General features: G+C 70.6%; 20 protein-coding genes. 9 read left to right on the top strand and 11 right to left on the bottom strand.

Annotation, left to right across the window (positions count from 1 at the left end; translation table 11 throughout):
* Window positions 1-78 precede the first annotated feature (78 nt).
* The 4 genes from J0911_RS18970 to J0911_RS18985 all read left to right on the top strand — a co-directional run bounded on the left by J0911_RS18970 (window position 79) and on the right by J0911_RS18985 (window position 2,829).
* Window positions 79-933 carry a GntR family transcriptional regulator gene (locus J0911_RS18970; protein ID WP_207277049.1) on the top strand — a complete coding sequence of 285 codons (855 nt, stop codon included), beginning with the start codon at window positions 79-81 and terminating at the stop codon, window positions 931-933.
* Window positions 930-1,562 carry a bifunctional 4-hydroxy-2-oxoglutarate aldolase/2-dehydro-3-deoxy-phosphogluconate aldolase gene (locus tag J0911_RS18975; RefSeq protein WP_207277050.1) on the top strand — a complete coding sequence of 211 codons (633 nt, stop codon included), beginning with the start codon at window positions 930-932 and terminating at the stop codon, window positions 1,560-1,562. Before J0911_RS18970 ends, J0911_RS18975 begins: the two co-directional genes overlap by 4 nt.
* A gap of 252 nt (window positions 1,563-1,814) precedes the next feature.
* A complete protein-coding gene (locus J0911_RS18980; protein WP_207277051.1) occupies window positions 1,815-2,384 on the top strand; it encodes a hypothetical protein in 570 nt (189 codons plus the stop codon).
* A gap of 58 nt (window positions 2,385-2,442) precedes the next feature.
* Window positions 2,443-2,829, top strand: coding sequence for a hypothetical protein (locus J0911_RS18985; protein ID WP_207277052.1), 387 nt, complete (start codon window positions 2,443-2,445; stop codon window positions 2,827-2,829).
* A gap of 383 nt (window positions 2,830-3,212) precedes the next feature.
* On the opposite strand, the gene J0911_RS18990 is transcribed toward J0911_RS18985, so the two are convergent.
* Window positions 3,213-3,629, bottom strand: a complete 417-nt coding sequence (locus J0911_RS18990) for a class F sortase (protein ID WP_307865180.1) — start codon at window positions 3,627-3,629, stop codon at window positions 3,213-3,215.
* A gap of 13 nt (window positions 3,630-3,642) precedes the next feature.
* Here J0911_RS18990 and J0911_RS20650 point away from each other — a divergent pair, with 13 nt between their 5' ends.
* Window positions 3,643-3,915, top strand: coding sequence for a hypothetical protein (locus J0911_RS20650; RefSeq protein WP_242637042.1), 273 nt, complete (start codon window positions 3,643-3,645; stop codon window positions 3,913-3,915).
* A gap of 34 nt (window positions 3,916-3,949) precedes the next feature.
* Here J0911_RS20650 and J0911_RS18995 read toward each other — a convergent pair whose 3' ends face one another.
* From J0911_RS18995 to J0911_RS19005, 3 genes are all read right to left on the bottom strand, one after another.
* The gene (locus J0911_RS18995; protein ID WP_207277054.1) at window positions 3,950-4,711 is read right to left on the bottom strand and encodes a CHRD domain-containing protein; all 762 of its coding nucleotides are present in this window, start codon (window positions 4,709-4,711) and stop codon (window positions 3,950-3,952) included.
* A 116-nt stretch (window positions 4,712-4,827) separates the two neighbouring features.
* Window positions 4,828-5,532, bottom strand: a complete 705-nt coding sequence (locus tag J0911_RS19000; RefSeq protein WP_207277055.1) for a sigma factor-like helix-turn-helix DNA-binding protein — start codon at window positions 5,530-5,532, stop codon at window positions 4,828-4,830.
* Between the two features lie 299 nt (window positions 5,533-5,831).
* Window positions 5,832-7,274, bottom strand: coding sequence for a family 43 glycosylhydrolase (locus tag J0911_RS19005; protein WP_242637001.1), 1,443 nt, complete (start codon window positions 7,272-7,274; stop codon window positions 5,832-5,834).
* Between the two features lie 103 nt (window positions 7,275-7,377).
* Here J0911_RS19005 and J0911_RS19010 point away from each other — a divergent pair, with 103 nt between their 5' ends.
* Window positions 7,378-8,274: a Sir2 family NAD-dependent protein deacetylase gene (locus tag J0911_RS19010; RefSeq protein ID WP_372434906.1), complete on the top strand. Its 897-nt coding sequence runs from the start codon at window positions 7,378-7,380 to the stop codon at window positions 8,272-8,274.
* A gap of 124 nt (window positions 8,275-8,398) precedes the next feature.
* Window positions 8,399-9,418: a transglutaminase domain-containing protein gene (locus tag J0911_RS19015; RefSeq protein WP_207277058.1), complete on the top strand. Its 1,020-nt coding sequence runs from the start codon at window positions 8,399-8,401 to the stop codon at window positions 9,416-9,418.
* Between the two features lie 209 nt (window positions 9,419-9,627).
* Here the strand turns inward: J0911_RS19015 and J0911_RS19020 are convergent, their stop codons facing one another.
* Entirely contained in the window at window positions 9,628-10,065 is a 438-nt protein-coding gene (locus J0911_RS19020) for a nucleoside deaminase (protein ID WP_207277111.1), read from the bottom strand.
* Window positions 10,066-10,162: 97 nt separating this feature from the next.
* Between J0911_RS19020 and upp the strand changes: the two genes are divergently transcribed.
* The gene (gene upp / locus J0911_RS19025) at window positions 10,163-10,798 is read left to right on the top strand and encodes a uracil phosphoribosyltransferase (protein ID WP_207277059.1); all 636 of its coding nucleotides are present in this window, start codon (window positions 10,163-10,165) and stop codon (window positions 10,796-10,798) included.
* A gap of 6 nt (window positions 10,799-10,804) precedes the next feature.
* Here upp and J0911_RS19030 read toward each other — a convergent pair whose 3' ends face one another.
* On the bottom strand, window positions 10,805-14,563 hold the full coding sequence (locus J0911_RS19030; RefSeq protein WP_207277060.1) for a sigma-70 family RNA polymerase sigma factor: 3,759 nt from the start codon (window positions 14,561-14,563) through the stop codon (window positions 10,805-10,807).
* Window positions 14,564-14,761: 198 nt separating this feature from the next.
* Here J0911_RS19030 and J0911_RS19035 point away from each other — a divergent pair, with 198 nt between their 5' ends.
* Window positions 14,762-15,529 carry a hypothetical protein gene (locus J0911_RS19035; RefSeq protein ID WP_207277061.1) on the top strand — a complete coding sequence of 256 codons (768 nt, stop codon included), beginning with the start codon at window positions 14,762-14,764 and terminating at the stop codon, window positions 15,527-15,529.
* A 143-nt stretch (window positions 15,530-15,672) separates the two neighbouring features.
* Here the strand turns inward: J0911_RS19035 and J0911_RS19040 are convergent, their stop codons facing one another.
* The 5 genes from J0911_RS19040 to dnaK form a co-directional block, all read right to left on the bottom strand.
* Entirely contained in the window at window positions 15,673-15,981 is a 309-nt protein-coding gene (locus tag J0911_RS19040; protein WP_207277062.1) for a DUF1540 domain-containing protein, read from the bottom strand.
* Between the two features lie 195 nt (window positions 15,982-16,176).
* A complete protein-coding gene (locus J0911_RS19045; protein WP_207277063.1) occupies window positions 16,177-16,647 on the bottom strand; it encodes a heat shock protein transcriptional repressor HspR in 471 nt (156 codons plus the stop codon).
* Window positions 16,648-16,655: 8 nt separating this feature from the next.
* The gene (locus J0911_RS19050) at window positions 16,656-17,654 is read right to left on the bottom strand and encodes a DnaJ C-terminal domain-containing protein (protein ID WP_207277064.1); all 999 of its coding nucleotides are present in this window, start codon (window positions 17,652-17,654) and stop codon (window positions 16,656-16,658) included.
* A gap of 62 nt (window positions 17,655-17,716) precedes the next feature.
* Entirely contained in the window at window positions 17,717-18,424 is a 708-nt protein-coding gene (grpE, locus tag J0911_RS20655; protein WP_207277065.1) for a nucleotide exchange factor GrpE, read from the bottom strand.
* The gene (gene dnaK / locus J0911_RS19060; protein WP_207277066.1) at window positions 18,421-20,292 is read right to left on the bottom strand and encodes a molecular chaperone DnaK; all 1,872 of its coding nucleotides are present in this window, start codon (window positions 20,290-20,292) and stop codon (window positions 18,421-18,423) included. Before dnaK ends, grpE begins: the two co-directional genes overlap by 4 nt.
* Between the last annotated feature and the right edge of the window lie 166 nt (window positions 20,293-20,458).

The raw sequence follows: 20,458 nt of genomic DNA on the forward strand, positions 1-20,458 counted from the left end.
ATGGGTGGATGATCGGTGCCAGCCCAGTTGTTAGGCAGAAACTGATCAGTTGAACGCTCACGATGTGAGGTAGGTCATATGTCGCAGTACAGCGCCGAACACGTCGGCGGTAAGAAACTCGACCGCGTCGAGCACATCCTCAGAAACGACATCGAGGCGGGCAGGCTCCGTGACGGCGAAGCGCTCCCCTCAACCCGCGCGCTCGCCGAACAGATGGGCGTGAGTGTCTGGACGATCAACAAGGCCATGGAACAGCTCGCCGCCGAGGGACTCGTCGAGAACGTCTCCCGCTCGCGCCGCATCGTCCGCAGCGGCATCACGCCCCACGCCGCGCCCGACGAGACGCGCAAGCCGCACACGTTCCTCATCGGCGGCTACGCGGGTTCGGGCAAGTCGGAGCTTGCCCGCGTGCTCTCACGCCTCACCGGGTCAGCCATCGTCGACAAGGACACCATCACGCGGCCCGTCGTCGAGCGGCTCCTCGAAGAACTCGGGCAACTGCCGTACGACCGCGAGTCACCGGCCTACCTGGAGCACGCCCGGCCGCACGAGTACGAGGCGCTCCTGTCCACCATCCAGGAAAACGCAGACGTGGGCCTCGGCGTGATCGGCGCCGCGCCGTTCATCCGCGAATTCCAGGACCCGGCATGGATCGAGCGCGTGAGCACCCGCCTCAGCGCGGCCGGTATCGGCCTCACCCTCGTGTGGGTGCACTGCGACGCCAGCACGATGCTCACCTACCTGAAGCGCCGCGGCGCAGCCCGCGACACCGCCAAGCTCGCCAACTGGGGTGACTACCTCTCCGGGGTTGACCTGGCCTACCGGCCCGCAGCGGAGCACGTCATCATCGACAACTCCGCGACGAGCGAACCACTCCAGGCGCAGGCATCACGGATGCTGACCACGATCCACAGCGGAGCGGCGGCCGGATGAGTGCCGCTGACGCGATCCGCGAGTCTCGCCTCGTCGCGATCCTCCGCAGCGACGACACCACCCGCCTCACAGCGGCAGCCGAGGTGCTCGCCGACGAGGGAATCCGCACGATCGAGTTCCCCCTCACTCGGCCCGAGACACTCCACGTCATCTCAACGACCGCTGCTCGCCTCGGCACCGATATCCACGTCGGTGCTGGAACGGTCCGAACTATCGACGACGCCCGACGCGCTATCGATGCCGGGGCTACCTTCCTGGTAGCCCCTGGCCTGTCCCTTCCCGTCGTCGAGTACGCCCAGCAGCGCGGCGTAACCATGCTTCCCGGAGTCTTCACTCCAAGCGAAGCCGATCACGCCGCGCAGGCACGGGCCGAGCTGGTCAAGCTCTTCCCTGCCAGCTCCCACAACCCCGAGTTCCTCCGACAGATCCGCGCACCGCTACCCGACGTCGGCGTGATGGCAACCGGCGGCGTCACCCTCGAAGATGCCCAGGCATGGCTCGACGCCGGGGCCGCCGCGCTCGGCATCGGCTCACCTTTGCTTGGTGACAGCCTCACGACCGGGGACTTCGACGGCGTCCGCGACGCGGCGCGAACGTGGCGAGCCCTCGCAGCCCAGAACGCACGGTGAAGTGGCCAGCCCGTTCGCACAAGCGCCCGCCGGTCCATCAACGCCCACCTCTGGCAAAGTTAAGGCGAATCTCCACCTTATGGAGATCATCGGCGTTCACTCTGCCTGCCGCGACTTTGGCCCCAGATTTTGGCCCCGATCGCACGATCGAGCCCTAAGATGCCGCCATGATCTTTCGAACAAACATGGACCACCTGACATCCTGCACTCAGCAACACTTCGAACCACTGGAGCAACTGGGTCACGGTCGAGATGCCTGAATCGACCAGCTGGCAGTCGGCAGCTCTGGCCTTCGTTCTGGTCGCCATTCCGGCTGCGATCTCTTTGTGGGCAGCAATCTCATCGCGACGCTCCGCGGTAGAGTCCCGGGCGTCGCAAGACGAGTCTGCAAGGCTCCAACGACTCGAGGCGCGGGTATCAGTCCAGAAGTACGACGTATACTCGTCCATTATTGTCACACTCGGCAAAGCTCTTGCGCCAGGCAATAAACCGGAGGATCTCGATATAAACGCTATCGGAAAGTTTCAAACGTGGGCCGTTATATATGCCTCCGATGGCGCCTTGGGAGCATTTGGTAGATTCATGCAAGGCACATTCGCAAACGCCCCAGCCCGCGTGCTTCTTCGCCTCTATTCAGAGTTCGTGATCGAGGCCCGCAAAGATATGGGGGACGAAACGACACAGGCGACCCCGGTCGACATTCTCGCTCCTCGACTCAAAGATTTGTACACCAACAAGGAAATGACGGCCATCTTTACGCTTCCCTTTGAAGAGCTGTGCCTCAAGGAGAACTGGTCAGCCCCCTGGGATGCAAATGACTGATTCATCACAGATCGTGCTGCGAGAGTCGACATTTGAGACACCTGACGAAGCATGCACCGTGCAAGAACTGACCTGCATCCACCACGACGACGAGGTCGGTACCGCTAGCCCTTGGGCTCCTGGTTGGGACGCGATCAGCAGCCTCGGCACTGTCGGAGCAGTAGTCGCCGCCCTGGTCATCTGGCGCCTCGACATACGGCGGCAACGCCGTACGGAAGCGGCTCGGGTCTCCGCACGGGCCCGCTCGATCTCGGGCTTTGACAACAATGCTTTGGTCATCGTCGCGAACCGTGCCGCGTCACCCGCCTACGACGTCATAGTGGAGCGGATCGACAGCGACGCGGAGCCATTGCGCTTCGCCTTGCTCGCACCTGACGAGGAAGAGCGCTTCGCGACCAGTGGGGACATGCTCAAACCCGGGCAGCTCGACTCTCTCACACAGTGAAGTTCACGATGAACGGCCTTCGGTGGGTGGTGCGCCCAGATGGCAAGCCACGTCGGGTACGACTCAGGTAGGGCACCGCGAAGCGATTCAAGTCCCCGGATTACCCCCGTCTATCGCCTCGCGGCCGGTCCAAGCGCGTCCGAACGGATGCGAACGGCAACCAGCATCCTCGCAGGCCAGAACAACAATGTGCGCGTCCTTACAACGCCATGCAAGTTGGCACGATTATCCCACCGCTACCGCACTGTGATGTCGCAGGACATCGGAATGGCCTGAACCCACGGAATGTGGGTTCAGGCCATTCGGCGTTCGCGGGGTGGTGTCGTGGGTCAGCGGCGGCCTCGGTGCCGACCGCCGGTGCGGCACGTCGACGACCGCTCCGCTCAGCCCCGCACCAGTTCCGCGAAGACGATCACGTTGTCCAGATGATGTCCCGACTCCTCGTCGAACGTGCCGCCGCAGGTGATCACCCGCAGTTCCGGCCCCTTGGTCGCGCCGTACACGTCGACACGAGGGAAGTCCGCCCTGGGGGCGCTCCTGATCTCCGTGACCTCGAAGACCGCGGTGCTGCCATCCGCCCGGTCCACCTCGATGCGGTCACCCGGGCGGGTGTTGCCGAGTTCGAAGAACACCGACGGACGGTAGCCGGTGCCGGTGACATGGCCCTCGAGCACGGCCGGTCCGGCCTCACCGGGCGTCGGTGACCCGTCGTACCACGCGACCTCGTCGTAGCGTGCGCCGGAGGGCACCCGCAGCCGCCCTTCCGGGTCGAGACCGAGCCCGTGGACGGGCGAGTCCACCCCGATGCTCGGGATGCGTACCGCCGTGGGCCGCGAGGCGGGCATCGGACGGGCCGTGGCCTCCGCGGGCCCGTCCGGGGCCGTCGGCATCGTCCGGGAGGACGCCGAGGGCCGGCCGTCTGCCGGCTCCGGAGCCCCGTTCGGCGCCGCCGGGCCCGTCTCCGTCACGTCGGCGGCCGCAGGAGGCGCCGGCGGCGGACCGACCTGGTGGGCAGCCGCCCAGGCGGCGGCGACCCCGCCGATGACGACCAGCGCGGCGCACACCGCCACCACGGCTCGGTGGTGACGGTGTGCGCGGTTCCTGGCCGGACCCGTCGTCGTCACCTGGTGGCGCGACGCCGGGCGGCGATCAGGCCGACGACGCCCAGGCCCATGGCCATGGTGCCGAGGGCGAGGGCCGCCGGGTACTCGACGCCCGCCGTGGTGCTGCCGCCGGTCTCGACGCCGCCTTCCGGCATGCTCATCTGGACCACGTCGAGCTCACCGCACGCGGCCGGGTCGGTCGCCTCGGACGGCAGGCTCGGGTCGAGGTCGGACTTCGTGTCGCCGTCGTACGCGCCGGAGCCGTCGTGGTCGACACCGTGCACGACGACGACGCCGTCACCGGCGGCGATCTGCTGAGCGACCTCCTCGGAAACCGTGATGGTCCGCGAGTAGGTGTTGCTGGCGTCGGCGGGGAAGTTCTCGACGTCGAGGGCGGCGTCGGGGCCGGTCTCACCGGGCTCCGTCGTCAGCGACACGGCGACCCCGCCGTACTGGTCGGCCGCGTCGCTGACCTGGAGGGCACCTTCGAAGCCGCTGCCCTCCTGGTCGTTCGCGGGGCAGACGTTCTGCCCGCCGATGTGGATGTGCTGGGCGTGCGGAGCGCCGGCGAGCAGCCCCTGCGTCTCGAGCTGGATCTCGAGCTGGGTGCCGTCGATCTTGGCCCACGCCGTACCCGAAGCGCCCGAGTCGTTGAGCTGGGAGAGCTGCGCGGTGAGCTCGTGACCGCTGTGGTCGTCGGCCGCGGCAGGCCCCGCTGCCAACGGCAGGCCGACGAGGGTCGCGGTGGTGGCGATGATGGCGAGTCGTGTCTTGCGCATGACGTGTCCTCCTGTAGACCGGCGGCGAGCTGCCGCCTGGGTAGGGCATCGGAGGTTCGGAGCGGCCGTCGATCCGGATGGGTCCGAGAAGGGCGACCGGCTCACCGGCGTCGGGCTCAGGCGTCAAGCGTCGCCGGTCTCAACGCACGGATCAGCTCCGGGTCGGTGTACGCGTCCAGCGTGAGGATCCGGCCGTCCTCGACGGTGAAGACCATGATGCTCGGCGGCGCCGCGGTGGTGGCGGCGATCGCGCCGATCTTGTCGCCGACCCGGACCAGATGCCCGGTCTCGGCCATGGAAGAGAAGGCGATGGCACGACTCGCGACGTTCGCGGCGCCGCGGACGGTCAGGCAGAGGTCGTCGCTGTGGGTACGGAGCGCGATGTCGGGGTCGAGAAGGGCCACGAGGGTTCCGGCGTCGCCCTCGCGAGCCGCGGTGGTGAACGCTTCGGCCAGGTCGCGCTGCGCGGTGATCTCCGGGCTCGGCGGCTCCGGGTTGCCCCGCACCCGGCGCCGGGCGCGGCGCGCGAGCCGGCGGGCGGCGACCGGGGAACGGTCCACGATGTCGGCGATCTGGTCGAACGGGACGCCGAACATGTCGTGCAGGACGAACGCCAGCCGCTCGGTCGGCTCCAGCGTCTCCAGGACCACCAGCAGCGCCCCGCCCACGGAGTCGGCCAGGAGCGCCGCTGCCTCCGGGTCCGTCCCCGCGGACGAGGCGGGAAGGGTGCGCGCGGCGTGGGCGAACGCCGTCGGGTGCGGACGCTCCTCGCCGGAGCCGTCCCCGCGCGGCCGGTGTCCTGTCGCGACCTTGTCGTCCATGCCGTTCTCCTTCGTCGTGCCGGCGGTCTCGCCGGGTGAGCACCCGCCGGATGGCCGCTTCGACGTACGGACCGTCCGGTTACCCCGCGCGAGATCGCGGTGCCTCACCCGTCCTCACCGATGACGGTTCGCCACCCGCGTTTGTGACCGCGTCCCGGGTCCTGGGCAGTTCTGCGACGGCGCCCCGACGTCCGGGCGAACCGGTCCCGGTGCCTCGCCGCCGGGCCGGCCCGCCGGGAGCGCGAAGGGCTCCCGCTCGGCGATCACGCCAGGCGGGAGCCCCGTGCCACGGAACACGCTCAGTACACGCTCGGCCATCCGTCGTCGTACCGCAGCAGGTTGATCCCGAGCTGCGCGACGCCGTCGTCCCGGTAGTAGTGGTAGAAGAGCACGTCGGCGTCGCTGTCCGCGAGCACCGTCTGGTGTCCCGGCCCGTGGACGGACCCGTGACCCGCGAGGATCTCCGTTCCGCCGCCGTTCGTCATCGGCGTCCCCGCACGGTCCACGTAGGGGCCCGTGATCGACCTGGACCGCCCGACCATGACGCGGTACGTCGAGTCGGCGCCCTGGCAGCACCGATCGAACGACACGAACAGGTAGTAGTAGCCGTTCCGGTGATGAATGGTCGGCGCCTCGACCGCGTCGCCGCCCCGGCTCGCGATGCCGTGGAACTCCGATCCGGACCGCAGGCCCGTCGAGGGATCGAGCCGGATCAGCTTGATACCCGACCAGAAGGAGCCGAAGCTCATCCACCAGTTCCCGTTCTGGTCCTCGGTCACGGCCGGGTCGATGGCGTTGAAGGTGTCACCGGCGCGGGACTCGACGACCACGCCCCGGTGGGTCCAGGTGCCCGACGCGCCGGACGGGCTCGTCGCGAGGAAGATCGCCGACCTGTTGGATCCGAACGACGACGCCGAGTACCAGAGGTAGTACTGCCCGTTCGCGTACTTGAGCTCGGGCGCCCAGAGGTTGCGGTCGCCGCCGGTGTACTCGTCGGCCCAGGGCGTGCCCCCGGGGAACGCCGCGCCCACGTCGTTCCACGTGGTGCGGTCGTCCGACGACTTGAGCCCCACGCCGTTCGCCGTGAACGCGAGGAGGTACTCGCCGTTCGCCTTCTTGATCACCGTCGGGTCGTGGGCGAACGTGTCGCCCGAGACGGCACCGGGACCCGGGTAGTCGGCGGCCACGGTGTCGACGGCGACGAGCCGCCACTGCTGGTTGGCGGCGTCGGTGTCGTCGTACTGCGAGATGCGCGCGCCGTCGGCCGTGGACCAGCCCCACAGGTCGAGCGCCTTGCCGCTGTTGCGGTTGACGAGCTGGATGTTGCCCGCCACGTCCTGCACACGGAACTGCTGGTTGGGGTTGCCCAGGTCGGACCACTGGACCACCTGTGCCCCGTTGTCCACCGAGTGCTCGTAGATCTCGGCCACCAGGCCGCTGCAGCGGTTCTGCAACCGGTGGTAGCCCCCACCCGAGTCGAGGAAGCGCCACTGCTGCGCACAGGTGTCGTTGCGGGTGAACTGCGTGACCTCGGCGCCCTCGGCGGACGACCCTCCTGCGATCTCCATCGCCTTGCCGCTGTGCTGGTTGACCAGGACGTACCAGGTGTTCGCGTCGATCGTCGCGGCCGACGCCGGCCCGGCCGTGGGGACCACGACGCAGGCCAGGGCGAGGGCCATGACGGAGAGCAGTGTGAGCGCCACCCGTCGGCCACGCCGCGGGAGTACCCGTATCGGTTCCATAGAGACCTCCTCCTTGAGGTTCCGGCGACCTTCCGGACGCCATCGGCTAGTTTTCATCGATGTAGAACATGGCGTCAAGGCCTCACGTTCTAGGCTCGTTCCCGTGCAGCCCGTCTCGCGCCCCACCACCTGGCAGCCCGAGCCTGTCACCGTGCCCCTCACCACCGTCGACGACGCCGTCCGCGTGCTCGCCGGGATCCGGTTCGTCGCCCTGACCGGCGCGGGGATCTCCACGGACTCCGGCATCCCCGACTACCGCGGGCCCGGCTCGCCGCCCCGCAACCCGATGACCTACCAGCAGTTCGTCGGCGACGAGGCGTTCCGCCGCCACTACTGGGCGCGCAACCACGTGGGCTGGCGGCACATGCGCCGCACCCGGCCGAACGCCGGGCACCGCGCGCTCGTGCGCCTCGAGGAGCGAGGACTGCTGTCCGGGACCATCACCCAGAACGTCGACCTCCTGCACCAGGAGGCGGGATCCCGCGCGGTCATCGACCTGCACGGGCGCTACGACCGCGTGGTCTGCCTGTCCTGCTCACAGGTCGTGTCGCGTTCCCGGCTGGCCGAGCGCCTCGACGCGCTCAACCCGGGCTTCGCCGAGTCGATCGGAGCGGTGGGCGACATCGAGATCGCCCCGGACGCCGACGCCGTCATCTCCGCGACCTCCCACTTCCGGCCGGCGCCGTGCGACTCGTGCGGCGGAGTGCTCAAGCCCGAGATCGTCTACTTCGGCGAGAACGTGCCGCGCGCCCGGGTCGAGGCCGCGTACGCCATGGTGGACGGCGCCGACGCCCTGCTGGTGGCCGGGTCCTCACTGACGGTGATGAGCGGCCTGCGATTCGTGAAGCGCGCCGCCAGGGACGGCAAACCCGTGGTCATCGTGAACCGCGGCGTGACACGCGGCGACGCTCACGCCACGGTGAAGGTGGACGGCGGGACGAGCAGCGTCCTGCCCGCTCTCGTCACACGACTGCCGGATCTCGACGCCTCGGGGCCGTAGCGAGCGCCGCAGTGCGGCCGCCCGAGCAGCGAGCGCCGCAGTGCGGCCGCCCGGAGAAGTCTCTGGCGCGTCAAATCTGAGTTTTGCTACCGTCGCCTCACCGCAACCGTGAAGGGACGACGACGTGCCTGCTCCGAGCCTTGGCGACTGGGCCACCCACAGCCCGTACAGCGATCCCGCGCCGCACACCGACCTGCTCACCGCCATCCCGCCCGAACCGCTCGCGGTGCACACCGCGGCCTGCGCCACGGTGGTGCACTACCGGGACCAGAACCTGCCCGACGGGCCCACCCCGGAACAGTGGAACGACATCGACCGGCGCTGGCTCTCGTCGATCCTCGACGCCGCGACCGAGCGTGCCGCGGGCCCGCTCACCTCACCGCGTGAAGCCGACCGGCAGGTCGCCGGCTGCTGTCGCGACCACACCTTGTTCTCGCTCGGCGTGCTGCGCACCCACGGCGTGCCGGCCCGTTCCCGGATCGGCTTCGCCCACTACCTCGAGCCCGGCTCCGGCGTCGATCACGTGGTGGCCGAGCACTGGGACGGCACCCGGTGGGTCCGCTGGGACCCGGAGCTCACGCCTGGCGACGAGTGGGACTTCGACCCGTACGACATGCCCGTCGCGGCGACCCGTGACCCGGCGTCCGACCTGGACCAGCCGTTCGTCACCGCGGCGCAGGCCTGGCTCGCGATCCAGGCCGGTGCGGCCGACCCGGCCAAGTACGGCGTGGCAGGTGTGCCGGAGCTCGCAGGCCGGGACTTCGTGCGGCGCTACGTGCTGCTCGAGGTGGCACACCGGCACCGTGACGAGTTGCTGCTGTGGGACGTGTGGGGACCCGTCATCGGAGCACTCCCCGACGACGCCCCGCAGGCAGCGGGCAAGCGGGCCGCCGCCGCAGCGGGTATGGCCGGCCTCGACGTGTCGTCCGAGGAGTTCGATGCCCTTGCCGACGAGCTCGCGCACCTCCTCGTCGCGGCCGACGCCGGGGACGACGTCGCCGCCGAGGAGCTCGCCGAGCTCTACGAGGGCGATCCCCGCCTGCACCCGGGAACCCGGGTGGGCACCTACTCGCCGTCCGACCGCGGCGGTATCACCGACCTGGCGAGCCGCACGACGAACTGGCTGGTTCCCGGGGCGGCCTGAACAGAGCCGTCGGCACCCGCGCGCGACCACGCCATGTCGTCGACCACGCCATCTTGAGGGGATGGGCGCGCTCCCACCCCCTCAAGATGGCGTGGTCGCCATGACCGGGGCGGCCGCTGACCGGGCCGGCCAGCGGCTGACCGGGGCGGTCGGCGGCAAACCGGGCCGGCCGGCGACAGACCGGCCATGGACGAGGCGGCTCCGGGCTCTCAGCGCGGTCGGCAGGCGTCGAAGAAGTCGCGCAGGACGGCGCCGCACTCCTCCTCGCGGATCCCGCCGATCACCTCGATCTCGTGGTTGCCGCGGCGGTCGCGGACCAGGTCCCACACCGAGCCGGTGGCCCCGGCCTTCGCGTCCCAGGCCCCGAGGACCAGCCGTGACACCCGCGCCAGTAGCAGCGCACCCGCGCACATCACGCACGGCTCGAGCGTGACCACGAGCGTGCAGCCCTCCAACCGCCACTCGCCCCGCACGGCCGCGGCAGCGCGCAACGCCTGGACCTCGGCGTGCGCGGTCGGGTCGCCCGCAGCTTCGCGCTCGTTGCGCCCGACGGCGATGGTGCGTCCCGCCTCGTCCAGCACCACGGCGCCCACGGGAACGTCGCCGGACCCGAGCGCCGCGGCGGCCTCGGCCAGCGCGGCGCCCATCGCGGACTCCCACGTCGCCGTTCGCTCGGCGAGCGTCACACCCGGAAAGCCGTCGGTCATGCGGCCCAGCCTATTCACCGGCCGGTACGGTGGCCTCATGCGCCTGCACGTTGCCGATCACCCGCTGGTGGACCACAAGCTCACCACCCTGCGGGACGAGACCACGCCGTCCGCCACGTTCCGGCTGCTGGTGGACGAGCTCGTCACCCTGCTCGCCTACGAGGCCACCCGGGGCATCGCCACGGAGCCGAAGGAGATCCGGACCCCGGTCACGTCGATGACCGGGACCACGCTGGCCTCCCCCGCCCCGCTCGTGGTACCCATCCTGCGCGCGGGCCTCGGCATGCTCGACGGCATGACTCGCCTGCTCCCGACGGCGGAGGTGGGATTCCTCGGGATGATGCGCGACGAGGAGACGCTCAAGGCCGTCACGTACGCCAACCGCCTGCCCGACGACCTCACCGGGCGCCACGTGTTCCTCCTCGACCCGATGCTGGCCACGGGAGGCACGCTCGTCGCGGCGATCGACTACGTCTTCGAGCGCGGCGCGCGCGAGGTCACCGCCGTCTGCCTGCTCGCGGCACCCGAGGGGCTGAAGGTCGTCGAGCAGCACGCGGGAGACCGGGTGGATGTCGAGATCGTCGTCGCGGCCGTGGACGAGCGTCTCAACGAGAAGGCCTACATCGTCCCCGGCCTGGGCGACGCGGGCGACCGGCTGTACGGCGTCGTGTGACGGCTGTCAGGCGCCCTGGCTCCGGCCCCAGAACACGGGTGGCATGAACGTCGCCTGCTCGACGTGTTCGCCACGGTCGTCCCGGTCCTTGTCCGTGCACTGGCGGCCGAACAGCGCCGCGAGCCAGTTCGGTGCTTCCTCCCCGTCGTGGCACCTGTCCTCCGGCCGGCACGTCACCCGCACGACGTCGTAGTCCCGCTCGACCACGCGCACGGCTCCCTCGAACTCCCGATGGAGCCGCACGAGCACCTCCAGGTCGGGGACCGGGGCGTCCGAGCCCGGTAGCGCGAGCTGTGCCGACCCTCCGGCCGGCACCTCGGCCTCGTCACCGTTCCGTCCGGAGTACTTCCCCACCAGACGGCCCTTCCAGGTCGCACCGCTCGTGTTCCGCACGTCGGCGACCACCTGTTCGCGTCCGTCCACGCACTGGCTCTCGACGTGCACCTCGATCGAGTCCTCGGGCCAGTCCACCTGGGCGCAGGACGAGAACGTCACGTCGATGTCGCCCAGCGGATCGTCGCCCGAGAGCAGCGGGAGCTTGCCGGTGCCCCAGGGAACGCGCGCGACGAGGGTCCCGGCCTCACCGGCCGCCACCGTGTGCGTCGCGCCGCCGAGCCGGAAGGTCACGGGCAACGTCGACGAGGTGTTGTCGACAGGGATCCGGAAGGTCCCGATCGAGGCGCCGCGCCCGGCGTCGTAGGCACATTCCGCGCTCATCGTGTGCTGGCCGGTGTACGACGGCGCGATCACCGCCTGGGCATACGTGGCCCGCGGCCCCGCCTCGGGCCGGGCAGCGCTCTTCGGCGGATCGCCGTCCTCGTCGAAGGTCCAGCGAGCCAGCTCGAACGTCACGGCGCCGGCGGGCAGACGCTTGGCCCCCGTGGGAACGGTGAAGGTGTCACGGCCGCCCGGCGGCACGGTCCGCGCCTCCGAGACGAGCCGGCCGGACTTCGCCTGCACGATCATCTTCACGTTCATGGGCTCGTCCGACGCGTTGGCGAGAGTGCCACGGACGCCCACCCGTCCGGCCGTGTTGACCGTCTCGGCCTTCGCCGTGGCGGCCCAGTCGGGGTCGTAGCAGTCCACGGCGGGCAGTTCGCCCGCGGGCACCCGGTGCTCGTACGCCGTGCCCTCCACCGTCCGGGTGAGCACCCAGGTCGCCGAACCGCCGGGAACCCGGATGCCTTCGTCGCGCCGGAGCGTGACGCTCTGGCCGGGGGAGACCGGATCGGCGTGCGAGGCGCTGTCGCCCGCCGCCTCCAGCGTGACGAACACCGTCCCCGGTGTCGTGTTCGTGTACGTTCCGGCGATCGCGGCCTTCGCCTCGGCGAGGCCACCGGACGCGACGCAGCTCGACGTGAGGGCTCCGGCGCCCTGGGCGGCACCCGCCCAGGCCGGCGTCACGACGACCTGGGCCCGGGCGTCACGTGCGTGGGAGACACCCGCCGGTGCCGCGACGGCCGTCCCGGAGACCTGCGCGGCCACGGAGTTCGAGAACGCGACGACGGACAGCGGAAGTTCACGCCAGTGCCCCGGCTCCATCCCGGTCGGTTCCCCGGCGACGCAGGACCAGGTCCGTGACTCGATCGTCGTGCAGACCAGCGCGTCCTGCTGCACGGCCGGCCGCACCCCCTCCGGCAGCGTCACCGCCATCGACCAGTCCGACGCGGCGCGCTCGTCACCGGTGTTCCCGATCCGCAGGGGAAGGACTCCCCTGCCGGGCGAGGCGAGTCCGAAGGCTCCGGCCTGAGCCGTGAGCTCGGGGCCGAAGGATGCCACCCGGCGCGCCGGGAGCTCCATGGAGGTGGCATCGATGTCGTCCGCCCGCAGCTCGGCCCCGATCGGGTAGCTGCCGCCCGCCTGCGCGCGCACCGTGACCTGTACCTCGTGCGTCACGCCGGCACCGAGGTGCCCGACGTCGCAGACCACCGCACCGGGTTCGGCGCCGGGTGTGCAGACGGTCCGCACCGGAGCGGTGGTCCGGTCCGAGGGAGTCTCCTCCGGGACACCGCCGTTCCCGTCGGTGTCCGCCCCTCCGTCACCGGTGGCGGTGTCCGCCCCGCCCGCCGGCGACTCCGTCGAGTCGCCGTCGTCCGCTGCGGCTGCGCCGTCGGCCGCGTCACCGGCATCCCGGTCGCCGGCGGCGCCCTTGCCGGCGGCACCCTTGCCGGCACCGCCGGCCTCGTTCCCGCCGGAAGAAGGCTTGTCGCCGGTGTCGGTGTCGACGATCGACCGACCGAAGCCGGAGCCCGACGGCGAGTCCTGCGCCGCCATCGTCATGCCGTCGGGAAGGGTGAGGTGCACCGTGGTTCCGGTGACCTCGGCGCCACCGTGGTTCTCCAGCCTGAGCACGAGGTCCTGCGCCTCTCGCGGCTGCAACGGCGCATCACCGCCGGTGAACGCCAGGGACAGGTCCTCGACGAGCGGGAGCAGGTTGGCCGGGTCCGCGGCGCTCTCGTCCGGCGGGACGAACGGCTGCCCGGTCGTCGTCGGCCGCGGCGACGGCGAGGCCACGGGCGAGGCCACGACGGCCGCGGGCGGCCCGTCCGGCTCGGCCTCGGCGTGGGTGCCGATGATCTGCAGCGCGGCCACCACGCCGACGGTCGCGACCGTGATCGCGCCGGCCGCCATCGCACCGCCCGTGGCGGCGGCGCCACCGGCCCCGACCACGCCCACCGCGGTCGCGCCCGCGGTCGCCCCGGCGACACCGGCCGCCGTGCTCGTGGCGGACGCTCCCACGGTCGCCGCGGCCCCGGCGGTCGAGCCGACGGTCGCCGTCGCGCCGGCACCCGCCGTGGTTCCCGCGCCCGCCGTGGCGCCGGCGGTCGCACTCGCCCCGACGCCCATGCCGGAGCTGCCGGCTGCGGCGCTCCCCACACCGCCCATGGCCCCACCGCCTGCCGAGGTCCCCGTGATGCCGCCGGCCGACGCCGCCTTGACCGCTGCCGCGAGGCTCGCTCCCACGGGAATCGCGGAGCCGACGAGAGCCAGCCCGGCGGCGCCCAGCACCAGGGGCGCGACCACGCACTTCATCCCGTGCGCGACGTCCGCCAGTTCCAGGACCAGGGCGCTGCACGTGCCGCAGGTCGACAGGTGGTCCTCGATCCGCGCCTTCTCCCGGCGCGACAGGCTGTCACGAACATACCCGCCGAGGTGGGGGTTCACCGCGCGGCACGTGTCCGACGGCGCGTGGGTCAGGTGCTGCTGCAGATATCCGTCGCGCAGAGCGTCCTTCGCCCGGTACAGGAGCGCGGACACACCGTTCGGCGTGAGTCCCAGCACGGGGGCGACCTGGGCGGGCTTGAGGTCGTCGACCAGGCAGTACCAGAGCACCTCCCGCCAGCGTTCCGGCAGGCCGAAGTACGCGCGCGAGACGACGGAGCGCTCGAAGCCCTGGAGAGCGGGGTCCTCCGAGGAGGCCACCCGCCCGAGCGCGGCCTCGATCTCGGCGTCCTCCGCGGGGCGCATCCGGCTGGCGCCCCTGGACACGTCGTACGCGCGGTGGCGCACGACCGTGTAGAGATAGGTACGGAACCCGCTGTCCGGGCCGGCGCCCCGGCGCAGCATCTCGTACAGCTTCCCGAAGGCGTCGGCGACGACGTCCTCCGCGTCGCCGGGCTTCACGTACTGGCGCGCGAGCGCTCGAGCGGCCGCGGCATGACGCGTGTAGAGCGTGCCGAACGCCTCCCGGTCACCTGACCTGACCTGGAGGATCAACTCGGCGTCGCTCGGCGCTTCTCCAGCGCCGCGATCCACTTGCGTCACGTTGCCACCCTCGCCGCCCTCGGTCTCGTGCTCGTCCGGTGTGGTCCGCCATCGGCCCCGGAACACACTTGACGGATCAGACTATAGGCCCATTGGCGCGGAACGCGGGAGGGTGAAACCACGGATGAAATTGTGCCGGGGGTGGTCTCACCGGTCTGAATATGCGTCATGATGTATCCCCGTGGGGGTCCAACAATTATGAGCGAGTCGCAGCAGAAGGCCCGGAATCCTGTCCGCGGCCTGCGAGAACGCTGGCGCGACGAGAGCTTGGCCACGGTGTGGATCCGTCCTGGGGACTGGTACCACCCGGCTGTCGAGGCACTCGTGGAAGCAGTGGTGGACGACCGGCCGGTCGACGGGCCTGCCGAGCGTCTCGGTGCTGCCCGCGCCGCCGTCGGCGCGGGCATCGCCGAGACGCTCGACGACGTCACCGTGCTGTACGCGGTCGCCCGGCTACCGATTCCCCCGCACGTGATGCGTGCCGTCGCCGTCGGCTGGGTAACGGAGAACGAACGCGTCCCGCTCCAGGTGACCGCGCACGATCCGGCGACCGGCCTGCCCACCGGCGAGTACCTCGCCGAACGTCTCCGGGAGACCTACGGCGCCGCGCAACGCGACGGCAGCACCGTCGCCGCCACCCACTGCCTGCTCATGCTCGACGTCGGCATCGACGACCTCGACACCTGGCAGCGTCTCGCCCGTTCCGCGGCCATCGGCCGCACCCTGCACCAGGTCTTCGGCGAGGGACACCCCATGGCGGCGATCACGGACGCCACCTACGCCGTCCTGTGCGAGCGCGGGAGGGCGACCGCCGACACCGGCCAGGCGCTACGCCGTGTGGTCGAGCACAACGCCGAGGTGCTGGGGCTGACCGCCGAGGTGCGGCGCCCCACCCGCGTCTGGCTGGAGCGTCTGCCCGACACGCACGAGGCGGCGCTCATGCTGCTCTCGCACCTGAGCCGCTGACCGTCGGGCGGGCCGCCGGGCCGGTGTCCGGCACGGCCCACCACGTCCGCGGGTGCGGCCGCGCTCCGCGGCACAGCAGGGCGAGACACCTCCACGGCCCGCGCCCTGCCGCCGTGCGACGGATCGCGACCGCGCCGGACGGTTCAGCGCGCTTCGAACGTCAGGCAGTCCGCGTGGCTCGCGTCGTCCGGGCCCGCCCCGACACGGATGGAGCCGGCCGTGCATTCCAGCTGGTCGTTGTGCGTGCACTCGCCGCGCTGGCAGGCGCCCACGTGAGCGATGACCTTCTCCAACCCGCCCTTGGTGCTCAGCGGGATGAACGTCGCGCAGGACGCGTCGCCGGAATGGCCGGCGATGGTGACGGCGCCGGCGTGACAGCCATGGTCATGGTTGTATCCGCAGCCCTCCACCGAGCATTCGGCGACCTCGGGCATGTCCATCAACGTGCTCATGCTTGCCTCCCCGGTACGAACGGCACGCCGGGCGGTTCGCCGGGCGTTCCGTGGTCACTCACCAACATATTCCACAAGCCGGGGATCGGATAGCCAGGAAAGGCTTGCCTGAGCTTTATCCAGGGCCACGAACGGAAGAATGCCATTGAGAAACAATGGCATCAACAAAATCCGGGGATGGGGTGCGCTGACCCTTCAGCCCCGTTCACCGCGGTGCGGCCGCCAGAGCACGAGCGCGCCGGACGCGCGCGTACGACGGCCTCCCTCGGCACGCTCCACCACGGTCTCCTCGACATGGATCTCACCGCGGCGCACCCGACGGCCGCGGGGCACCACGACCACGTCACCGCTCGTCCCCGCGGCGAAGACCCTTCCGGTCTGCTGCAGCTGCACCAGCGCGTCCTCGAGCCGTTCCTCCAGCATCGACACGTGCGCCTCGAGGTCGAGGATGCGCTTGATCCCCGCGAGATTGATGCCCTCGCCCTGCGCGAGTTCCTGCACCTGCCGCAGCCGGGCGACGTCGCGCAACGAGTACCGGCGGCCTCGCCCCCGGGTACGCCGGGCCACGACCAGCCCCAGCCGGTCGTACTGGCGAAGCGTCTGCGGATGCATGCCCGCGAGCTCCGCCGCCTGGGACACGGTGAACACCGGTGCGTCGTCGGCCACGCTCTCTCCTACTCCTTCGCCCGCTCCGCGAGGTCCGCACGCGGGTCGGTGCCGTCGCTCGCCGCCGCGAAGGCCTCGAGCGCCTCCCGGGCACCCTTGCTCAGCTTCTGCGGGACCACCACCTGCACGGTGACCAGGAGGTCTCCCGTCGCACGCGCCGTACGCACGCCGCGGCCCTTGGCGCGCAGCACCTTGCCCGAGGGCGTCCCCGGCGGCAGCTTCATCCTCACCGTCTCCCCTGACGGCGTCGGAACCTCGACCGTCGCTCCCAGGGTCGCCTCAGGAAAGGTCACCGGCAGTGTGAGGCGGACGTTCGCGCCGTCGAGCGTGAACACCGGGTGCTCCGTCACATGGACGGTGATCAGGAGATCGCCGGCTTCGCCGCCGCCGACGCCCGGCCGCCCCTTGCCTCGCAGCCGGATCTTCTGGCCGTCGTTCACACCGGCCGGGATCCGCGCCGTGAGCTTGCGGCCGTCGACCGTCAGGTCGACGGTGGCGCCTTCCAGGGCCGTGCGGAACGGCAGCGTGGTCGACGCCTGCACGTCCGCACCGCGTTCCGGGACGCGGAAGCCGGCCGGCGAACCGCCACCACCGCCGAACATGCCGCCCAGGATGTCCTCGAAGCCCGCGGCACCGGGCCCTCCGCCCGGCCTCTGCGAGTACCGCACTCGCGGGCCGGCGCCCGCACCGCCGCCACCGAACATGGCCCCGAGGATGTCCTCGAAACCGCCGGCTCCGCCACCGCCCGGGCCGGCCGAGAACCGGGCGCCGCCGGCCATGGCGCGGATCGCGTCGTACTGACGCCGCTGCTCCGGGTCGGAGAGCACCGCGTACGCCTCGCCGATCGCCTTGAACCTGGCCTCGGCCTGCTCGTCGCCCTTGTTCTGGTCCGGGTGGTACGTCCGGGCCAGCTTCCGGTAGGCCTTCTTGATCGCCGCTTCGTCGGCGTCCTTGGGCACGCCGAGCTCGGCGTAGAAGTCCTTCTCCATCCAGTCCTGACCGGTCACGGCACCTCCGTCTGCGGTGGTCGGGCGGTGGTGGGGCCGCAGACGGCCCCACCACCGGGGAGTCACTCGGGACCGACGACGCCGACGCGCGCCGCGCGCACGACCTTCTCGCCGATCCGGTAACCGGGCTCGACGACGAGGTTCACCGTGGTGCTGGTGGCCTCGGCGTCGGTGTTGTGCATGAGCGCATCATGCACCTGCGGGTCGAACTCCTCACCCACCTGGCCGAACCGCTCGACGCCGAACTTGGCGAGAGACTGGTCCAGCTTCTCCGCGATGGCCGCCATCGGGCCGTTCAGCTCGCCGTGCTGCTTCGCCCGCTCGACGTCGTCGAGCACGGGGAGGAGTGCGGCCAGCACGTCCTGCACGCCCCGTTCCCGCGCGATCTCCTGGTCGCGCAGCGCACGGTTGCGGTAGTTCGTGAAGCTCGCGCGCTCGCGCTGCAGCGCGTCGAGGTGCTGTGCGGCCTCGGCCTTGGCCGCGAGCACGGCGGCATCCTCCCCGGCCTCGCCGGACGGCTCGAAGTCGAGCGCCTCCAGCGGGTCCGTGTCGGCGTCCGCCGCGTTCCCGGCGGGCTCGTCGCCGGTGGGCCCGCTGTCGGCGGCCCCGCCGTCTCCGGGGCCGCTGCCGTCCCCGGAGCCGCCGTCCGAGTCACCCGGCTGGCGCGGCGTGCCGGACTCCGGATCGATCCTGCGCTTGTCGTGGAACTCGAACGAGCGCTCTCCCGAGTTCTCGGGCCCGGACGAGTCCTGTGGCGTCTGTTCGGTCACTTCTTATCGCCCTCGTCATCCACGATCTCGGCGTCGACGACGTCGTCGTCGGCCGCCTGCTTCGGTTCGCCGCTCGCCGGTGCGCCCTCCGCACCGGGCTGGCCGCCCTCGGACTCGGCCGCGGCGTAGAGCGCCTGGCCGATCTTCTGGGACGACGCGCCCAGCTTCTCGTAGGCGGACTTCACGGCGTCGGCGTCCTCGCCCTCCAGTGCGGTCTTCACCGCCGCCACGTCGGCCTCGACCTCCGAAACCACGTCGGCGGGAAGCTTGTCGCGGTTGTCCGCGATCTGCTTCTCCATCGAGTACGCGAAGGCCTCGGCCTGGTTGCGGGTGTCCGCCTCCTCGCGACGCTTCTTGTCCTCCTCGGCGTGCGCCTCGGCGTCCTTGACCATGCGGTCGATGTCCTCCTTGGGGAGGGCCGAGCCGCCGGTGATCTTCATGGACTGCTCCATGCCGGTGCCGCGGTCCTTCGCGGACACGTGCACGATGCCGTTGGCGTCGATGTCGAACGTGACCTCGATCTGCGGCACGCCGCGGGGGGCCGGGGCGATGCCCGTGAGCTCGAAGACGCCCAGCGGCTTGTTGTCACGGGTGAACTCGCGCTCGCCCTGGAACACCTGGATCGCCACGGACGGTTGGTTGTCGTCCGCCGTGGAGAAGACCTCGCTGCGCTTGGTCGGGATCGCGGTGTTGCGCTCGATGAGGCGCGTCATGACGCCGCCCTTGGTCTCGATGCCGAGCGACAGCGGGGTCACGTCGATGAGCAGGACGTCCTTGCGGTCACCGGAGATGACACCGGCCTGCAGCGCGGCGCCGACGGCCACGACCTCGTCCGGGTTCACGCCCTTGTTGGGCTCCTTGCCGCCGGTGAGTTCCTTGACGACCTCGGTGACGGCCGGCATGCGGGTGGAACCGCCCACGAGCACGACGTGGTCGATGTCCGACACCGAGATGCCGGCGTCGCGGATCACGGCGTGGAACGGCTGCTTGGTGCGGTCGATGAGGTCCTGCGTCATCTGCTGGAACTGCGCCCGCGTGAGCTTCTCGTCCAGGTGGATGGGGCCGTTCTCGCTCATCGACAGGTACTGCATCGAGATGTTGGTGCTCGTCGCGGACGAGAGCTCCTTCTTCGCCTGCTCGGCGGCCTCACGGAGGCGCTGCAGGGCGATCTTGTCCTTGGACAGGTCGACGCCCTCGGAGTTCTTCACCTGCTTGATCAGGTGCTCGACGACGCGCTGGTCCCAGTCGTCGCCGCCCAGGCGGTTGTCACCGGAGGTGGCACGCACCTGGATGGTGGAGAAGTCGTCCTCGTCCTTGCCGACCTCCAGCAGCGACACGTCGAACGTACCGCCACCCAGGTCGAAGACGAGAATGAGCTCGTCCTCCTTGCCCTTGTCCAGGCCGTACGCGAGCGCGGCCGCGGTCGGCTCGTTGACGATGCGCTGGACCGTGAGGCCCGCGATCTGGCCGGCGTCCTTCGTCGCCTGCCGCTCCGCGTCGTTGAAGTACGCGGGAACGGTGATGACGGCCTCGGTGACGGGCTCACCCAGGTACTCCTCCGCGTCGCGCTTGAGCTTGCCGAGGATGCGCGCGGAGATCTCCTGCGCGGTGTAGGTCTTGTCGTCGATGTCCTGCGACCAGTCCGTGCCCATGTGGCGCTTGACCGACGAGATCGTCCGGTCCACGTTGGTGACGGCCTGACGCTTCGCGACCTCACCGACCAGGACCTCGCCGGTCTTGGAGAAGGCGACCACGGACGGCGTCGTGCGCGAGCCCTCCGCGTTCGCGATGACGGTGGGCTCGCCGCCCTCCAGGACAGCGACCACCGAGTTGGTGGTACCCAGGTCGATACCGACGGATCGGGACATGTCGTTCTCCTTCGCAGGGCCGACGACGACCAGAGTGGCCGCCGTCGCATGGGTTGAGTCTGCTGCACTCAACCTAGATCCCCGGTGGCTGGCTGGCAAGCCGACGGGGCCAAAGTTGAGTCTGTATAGCTCAACCTTGGCCCCGTGGTGTCTGTTCCCGACCGGT

This window comes from Myceligenerans salitolerans (assembly GCF_017349295.1).
In the GTDB taxonomy this organism is placed as follows: Bacteria; Actinomycetota; Actinomycetes; order Actinomycetales; family Cellulomonadaceae; genus Myceligenerans; species Myceligenerans salitolerans.